This is a genomic window from Actinophytocola sp. (genome assembly GCF_035942955.1).
Taxonomy (GTDB): Bacteria; Actinomycetota; Actinomycetes; order Mycobacteriales; family Pseudonocardiaceae; genus DASYTH01.
In genome coordinates this window covers 1-5,947 of the sequence record NZ_DASZCQ010000165.1, presented here as the reverse complement: position 1 = coordinate 5,947, position 5,947 = coordinate 1, and the positions used below count along the sequence as shown (strand labels likewise).

General features: G+C 72.0%; 8 protein-coding genes and 1 pseudogene. 4 read left to right on the top strand and 5 right to left on the bottom strand.

The window, feature by feature from the left end; genetic code table 11:
• The coding region (locus VGX25_RS16795) for a winged helix-turn-helix domain-containing protein (protein ID WP_326918735.1) at window positions 1–375 on the bottom strand (375 nt) is incomplete at its 3' end.
• A 77-nt stretch (window positions 376–452) separates the two neighbouring features.
• On the opposite strand from VGX25_RS16795, the gene VGX25_RS16790 reads away from it, so the two are divergent.
• Window positions 453–1,118 (top strand): pyridoxamine 5'-phosphate oxidase family protein, encoded by a 666-nt coding sequence (locus tag VGX25_RS16790; RefSeq protein ID WP_326918734.1) that lies wholly within the window; start codon window positions 453–455, stop codon window positions 1,116–1,118.
• Here the strand turns inward: VGX25_RS16790 and VGX25_RS16785 are convergent.
• Together VGX25_RS16785 and VGX25_RS16780 are read right to left on the bottom strand one after the other, a co-directional pair.
• Window positions 1,115–1,597 carry a cysteine dioxygenase family protein gene (locus VGX25_RS16785; RefSeq protein WP_326918733.1) on the bottom strand — a complete coding sequence of 161 codons (483 nt, stop codon included), beginning with the start codon at window positions 1,595–1,597 and terminating at the stop codon, window positions 1,115–1,117. The genes VGX25_RS16790 and VGX25_RS16785 overlap by 4 nt on opposite strands.
• Before the next feature lie 198 nt (window positions 1,598–1,795).
• On the bottom strand, window positions 1,796–2,194 hold the full coding sequence (locus VGX25_RS16780; protein ID WP_326918732.1) for a DUF4383 domain-containing protein: 399 nt from the start codon (window positions 2,192–2,194) through the stop codon (window positions 1,796–1,798).
• Window positions 2,195–2,354: 160 nt separating this feature from the next.
• Between VGX25_RS16780 and sigK the strand changes: the two genes are divergently transcribed.
• Complete coding sequence (sigK, locus tag VGX25_RS16775) at window positions 2,355–2,948, top strand: ECF RNA polymerase sigma factor SigK (protein ID WP_326918731.1); 594 nt, start codon at window positions 2,355–2,357, stop codon at window positions 2,946–2,948.
• Window positions 2,945–3,649: an anti-sigma factor gene (locus VGX25_RS16770; protein WP_326918730.1), complete on the top strand. Its 705-nt coding sequence runs from the start codon at window positions 2,945–2,947 to the stop codon at window positions 3,647–3,649. The genes sigK and VGX25_RS16770 overlap by 4 nt, the downstream gene beginning before the upstream one ends.
• A gap of 3 nt (window positions 3,650–3,652) precedes the next feature.
• On the opposite strand, the gene VGX25_RS16765 is transcribed toward VGX25_RS16770, so the two are convergent.
• Complete coding sequence (locus VGX25_RS16765) at window positions 3,653–4,669, bottom strand: NAD(P)H-dependent glycerol-3-phosphate dehydrogenase (protein WP_326918729.1); 1,017 nt, start codon at window positions 4,667–4,669, stop codon at window positions 3,653–3,655.
• Window positions 4,669–5,403 (bottom strand): lysophospholipid acyltransferase family protein, encoded by a 735-nt coding sequence (locus VGX25_RS16760; RefSeq protein ID WP_326918728.1) that lies wholly within the window; start codon window positions 5,401–5,403, stop codon window positions 4,669–4,671. The genes VGX25_RS16765 and VGX25_RS16760 overlap by 1 nt, the downstream gene beginning before the upstream one ends.
• 198 nt (window positions 5,404–5,601) lie before the next feature.
• Between VGX25_RS16760 and VGX25_RS16755 the strand changes: the two are divergent.
• Window positions 5,602–5,947: pseudogene (locus VGX25_RS16755) on the top strand (2-phospho-L-lactate guanylyltransferase); the annotation flags it as partial.

Below are 5,947 nucleotides of genomic sequence, written 5' to 3'. Positions count from 1 at the left end.
GCGCCACGCCGCGCGGTCGATGCCGCCGGCCCACGGCGAGCCGGGCGTCAGGTCCACCGCGGTCGTGCCCGTGATCTCGGCCCGCGCGCGCTTGGCCGGTGCGGTGACCGCGCCCGGCGGCGCGGTGGTGATGTAGGTGCCCGAGCCGTGCCGGCCGGCGATCCAGCCCTCGGCGTGCAGCTGCTCGTAGGCCGCGGCGGTCACCGTGCGGCTCACCTTGAGCTGGGCGGCCAGCGCGCGGGTGGACGGCAGCCGGTCGCCGCTGCGCAGCCGCCCGTCACCGGCGGCGGTGCGCAGCTCCTCGGCGAGCTGGACGGCCAGCGGGGTGGCGGACCCGCGGTCGAGCGTCAGTGGAAGCGCGGGGGTCTGGACCATAGAGCGACAAGTGGCCTTTCATATTCGGACAGTTGTGGCTATTCAAGCATGCCACTGTCAGCCGTGAGGCTGGTCGGGTGACCACGACTCCTCTCTCACCGACCGCCAGGAGCAGGATCAACCGGGTCAAGGAGCGTGCGGTGACCGAGCGGGCGGCGCTGTACGCCGTGCTCGACGCCGGCCTCGTCTGCCACCTGGCGTATGTCCACGACGGCGCCCCCGTCGTGCTGCCGACCGGGTACGCCCGCGACGGCAACACGCTCTACCTGCACGGCTCGACCGGCGCGCGCAGCCTGCGCAACGCCGCGGAGGGCGCCGAGGTGTGCGTCAACGTCACGCTGGTGGACGGGGTGATCTACGCCCGGTCCATGTTCCACCACTCGATGAACTACCGCTCCGCGGTGATCCACGGGCAGGCCCGGCTGATCGTCGACCGGCAGGCCAAGCTGGACGCGCTGCGCGCGCTCGCCGAGCACCTGGCCCCCGGATCATGGGGCTACGCCCGCGAGCCCAACGCCAAGGAGCTGGCCGCCACCGCGGTGCTCGCGATGGACCTCACCGAGGCGGCCGTGAAGATCCGCTCGGGGCCGCCGGCCGACGAGGACTACGACGTCGAGGCCGACGCCGTGTGGGCCGGCGTGCTCCCGCTGCGCCAGGAGTGGGGCGCCCCCGAGCCGTGCCCGCTGCTGCGCGCGCACGACGAGGCGCCCGAGCACGTCAAGGCGCGCGTCGGCCCGGCCTAGACGACCCTGCGCAGCTCGTCGACCGCCTCGACCCGGTACTGGATCATGGGCAGCCGGGCCGGGCGGTAGACGTGGATGCTCACCGCGGGCTCGGGTCCCTCGTTGCGCACCCGGTGCACGTAGCCGGGGCCGAACACGCGCGACTGCCCGGCCACGGCCCGGTGCACGGTGTGCCGCGGCCGCTCGGCACCCGACGCCCGCGCGACGTACTCGGTGAGCGCCCCGGACACCACGGTGAACGCGCCGGTCGCCCCGCCGTGGTTGTGCAGCTCGGTGCACTGACCCGGCAGCCAGGTCATCAGCCAGATCTCCTGCCGGTCGGTCCGCTCGAGGCGCGTGGTGAACCGCTCGTCGGTGTGAAAGTGCAGCAGGTGCCGCCAGCGGTCGGGGTTCGCCGCCAGCTCCCGGGCGATGAGCGCCGGGTGCGCGGACGCCGGGGTGCCGGACAACGCGACCGTATTGGGTGGTACGGCGAACATGGGACAACCTTCTCGAGAAGAAGTTGAGGCAACCTTGCGGATTGCTTGACGACCGTCGCTTCACGAGAAGGTCGGACACAGCGCGCTGGCGACCAGGCTGAGGTCGATGTGACCCCGCCGCTCGGTCATGGCGCGCACCATGCGCGGAAGCGAACCATGCGCCGAGCGGCGGGTCAAGTCGCGACAACCGAACCCGGGCTACCTCTTGCTGAGGCCGACGCCGAGAAGGACCAGGGCGGAGGCGAGGTGCAGGGCGTTGTCCGGGTGGTTGATCGCCAGGATGTTGATCGCCGAGTCGGTGAGGAACAGGCCGAGGATGCCGACCAGCAGATACACCCCGCCCACCAGGGAGTTCGCCACAGACGCAGCGGCGGCGCCGCGGTAGGCGGCGAAGCCGAGGAGCAGGCCGATCGCGATGTGGACGATGTTGTGCAGCGGGTTGAGCTCGAAGATGATCAGGTGCTTGCCGTGCGTGTCGGCGAGGCCGACGCCGGTGGTGATCGCGAAGCCGACGAGGCCGACGAGCAGGTAGACGGCGCCGAAGGCGTAGCCGGCCAGCCGGTTGACCGAGCTGGTCCGAAGCGGGGTCGAGGTCATTCGGGGATTCCTCCTAGTCGGTCGCACTCCGGTCGGTGTTCGAGGCGGATGGCCGAACGGATTGGTGGCAAATAGGCCCATCCGGGGGTGCCGCGGCTCCGAATCACCCGGTAAACACCGACCACATCCAGGGGTGTCTCAGGTGCGGGAGCAGAACCTCATGCGCGAACGTGTGCGTCGTGTGCCCACCGCGGGCGGGGCCGGGGCCGGTCCGGACGCCGACGAGCTCTTACAACGGGTGGCAAGGGGGGACGAGGCCGCCTTCGAACGGCTCTACGACCTGCTGATCGGCCCGGTGTTCGGGCTGGTGCGGCGGGTCGTGCGGGATCCGGCGCAGTCCGAGGAGGTCGTCCAGGAGGTCATGGTGGAGCTGTGGCGGACGGCCACGCGGTATTCGCCCGGCAAGGGCAGCGCGATGACCTGGGCGATGACGCTCGCGCACCGGCGAGCCGTCGACCGGGTGCGGTCCGCGCAGTCGGCCACCGACCGGGAGGACCGGGTGGCGCGCGGCGCGGCCGCCCGGCCGTTCGACGAGGTGGCCGAGCAGGTGACGATGCGGCTGGAGCACGAGCAGGTGCGGCGCTGCCTGTCCACGCTCACCGACGTGCAGCGGGAGTCGATCATGTTGGCGTATTACGGCGGCCGCACCTACCGTGAGGTGGGTGAGCTGCTGGGCACTCCGCTGGGGACCGTCAAGACCAGGCTTCGGGACGGGTTGATCCGGCTCCGCGACTGTTTGGGGGTGACCCGATGAGCCCCGACGTGCACGCCCTGACCGGCGCCTACGCGTTGGACGCCGTGACCGACCTCGAGCGCGCCGAGTTCGAGCGGCACCTGGCCGCCTGCCCGTCCTGCGCGCAGGAGGTTCGCGAGCTGCGTGAGACCGCGGTCCGGCTCGGCACCGCCGCGGCCGCCATGCCGCCGCCCGCGCTCAAGGACCGGGTGCTGGGCGACATCACCCGGGTGCGGCAGCTCCCGCCCGAGGTGGCACTGGTCGGCCCGGTGGTCCGCGGCCGGTGGGCGCTGCGGTTGACCACGGCGGCGGCGGCGGTGCTGCTCGTCGCGGCGGCAGTGCTGGGCGTGCTGCTCGTGCAGGCTCGGCAGGCGGCCGACCGGAGCGAGCAACGGGCCGCGCAGATCGCATCGATCCTGGAGGCAGGTGACGCCAAGGTGACCACCGGTGAATCGAGCCGTGGCGGGACGGCGACCGTGTTGTCCTCTCGTAGTCAAGGCCGGGCCCTGGTGCTGACCGACGGGATGCCTCCGCCGGACGGCGGCAAGGTCTACCAGGCCTGGCTGCTCGGCGACGGTGATCCGAAGCCGGCCGGGCTGCTGGCCGGCGAGCGGGTCGAGGTGACCGGGCTCGGGCAGGCCGCCAGCATCGGGCTGACGGAAGAGCCGGCCGGCGGGTCGCAGAAGCCGAGCATGCATCCGTTCGTCAACGTGGTGATCTGACCGCTACTGGCGCTCCGGCTTGGTCTTGCGGCCGATCAGGTCCGCGGCCATCTCCCGCGGGTCGAAGCCGTCGTGGCAGACCCGGTGCACGACCTCGGTGATCGGCATCTCGACGCCGTGCTTGAGGGCCAGCTCGCGGATGGCCGAGCAGGACTTGACGCCCTCGGCCACCTGACCGTGCGTGGCGGCGAGGGCCTGGGCCGGCGTCTGGCCCCGGCCGAGGCGCTCGCCGAACACGCGGTTGCGCGACAGCGGTGACAGGCAGGTGGCCACCAGGTCGCCGAGGCCGGCCAGCCCGGCGAGGGTGAGCGGGTCCGCGCCGAGCGCGGCGCCCAGCCGGGCGGTCTCGGCCAGCCCGCGGGTGATCAGCGTGCCCTGCGTGTTGCTGCCGTACCCGAGCCCGGCGGCCATGCCGCAGGACAGCGCGATCACGTTCTTGCACGCGCCGCCGAGCTCGCAGCCGATCACGTCGGTGATCGTGTACGGCCGGAAGTAGCCGGTGGTGCACGCGTGCTGCAGCTCGACCGCGCGGGCGTGCTCGGTGCAGGCGATCACGGTCGCGGTCGGCTGCTCGGCGGCGATCTCCTGGGCGAGGTTCGGCCCGGACACCACGGCCACCTGGTTCTCCTCGACGCCGGTGACCTCGATGATCACCTCGCTCATCCGCTTGAGCGTGCCGAGCTCCACCCCCTTGGCGAGGCTGATGAACATGGCGTCCGGCTTGATCAGGCTCCGCCACGCGGTGAGGTTGTGCCGCAGCGTCTGGCTGGGCACCGCGAGCACCACGGCGGTGGCGCCGTCGAGCGCCAGCCGAGGGTCCGATGTGGACACCAGCCGGTCCGGAAGCCGTACGCCGGGAAGGTAGTCCGGGTTCTCCCTGCGCTCCTCGATCGCGTCGGCCACCTCGCGCCTGCGGGCCCACAGCGTCACCTCGCAGCCCGCGTCGGCGAGCACCTTGGCGAACGCCGTGCCCCACGAGCCCGAGCCCAGGACGGCGAATCGCGGCGGATGCTGCGCCATCAGCTCGCGCGCTCCTCGTCCGCGGAGGGATCGGCGGGCGTCGGGGGCCGGAAGAACTCCGTCGGCGGCTTCTCGTCGCGGATCTCGGCGACCAGGTCCCGGATCCGATCCATGATCAGGTGGGTGACCTCGCGGAGCAGCTCCGGGGTGACCGGCTTGCCGCGGTAGGCCGACAGGTCGATCGGCTCGCCCACGTTGAAGTGGACCGGCTTGCGCGGGAACGGGCGGAACTTCTTGGTGTAGCCGTTGAGGATCGCCTGGGTGCCGTAGCGGGCCACCGGGATCACCGGAACGTCGACCTCCAGCGCCAGCCGGGCCACGCCGGTGCGCGGGTACATCGGCCAGCCATCCGGGTCCTTGGTGATCGTCCCTTCTGGATAGATGACCACCAGCTTGCCCTCGGCGAGCGCGTCGATCGCGGCGGACAGGCTGGCCCGCGCGTCCGAGGTGCCGCGGTAGACCGGGATCGTGCCGACGCCCCTGGCCATCCGGCCGAAGATCGGCATCCGGAGCACGGACTCCTTGGACAGGATCCGCGGCACCCGCTTGTTCTTGTGCACGAACACGCCGTCCACGACCGGGTCGAAGTGCGAGACGTGGTTCATCACCAGCAGCACCCCGCCCTCGCGCGGGATCCGCTCGTTGCCGTGCTGGATCATCTTGCCGATCCAGCTCAGCGGGTAGAAGAACACGGCTGTAAGTCCGACCCAGAAGCCACCCTTCTCTCTGCTCAAATTGCCCTCGCTCGTTCCTCGCTCGGGCGGCTCGCGGCCTTGATCCGGTGCCTTCCCTCGTCCGCTGCTCGGTCGCTCGCTGGCGCTCGCTCCCTGCGCTGCTCCTCAGTCCAGACACCGGCGGCCGACTCGCTGCCTGTCCGGTATGGCCAGTACTGAGTCTGCCAGGTGCGCCCTTCGTGGAAGATGGACCGGGTGGTGGACCTCATCGTTCCAGTCAAGCGCCTGGACCACGCCAAGTCGCGACTGCGGGGCGCGGTGCGCGGGCATCCCGAGCTGGTGCTCGCGCTGCTGCTGGACACGGTGACCGCGGCGAGCGCCGCGCCGGGCGTGCGGCGGGTGCTCGTGGTGTGCGAGGACGAGCGGGTGCCGGTGGCGCTGCGCCCGTTGGGGGTGGAGTGCGTGGACGAGCGCGGGCTGCCGGGGCTGAACCCGGCGCTGGAGTACGGGGCCGGCCTGCTGCGGGCGCGGGACCCGCGGTGCGTCGTCGGCGCGCTGCAGGCCGATCTGCCCGCGCTGCGCCCGGCCGACCTCGCGACCGCGC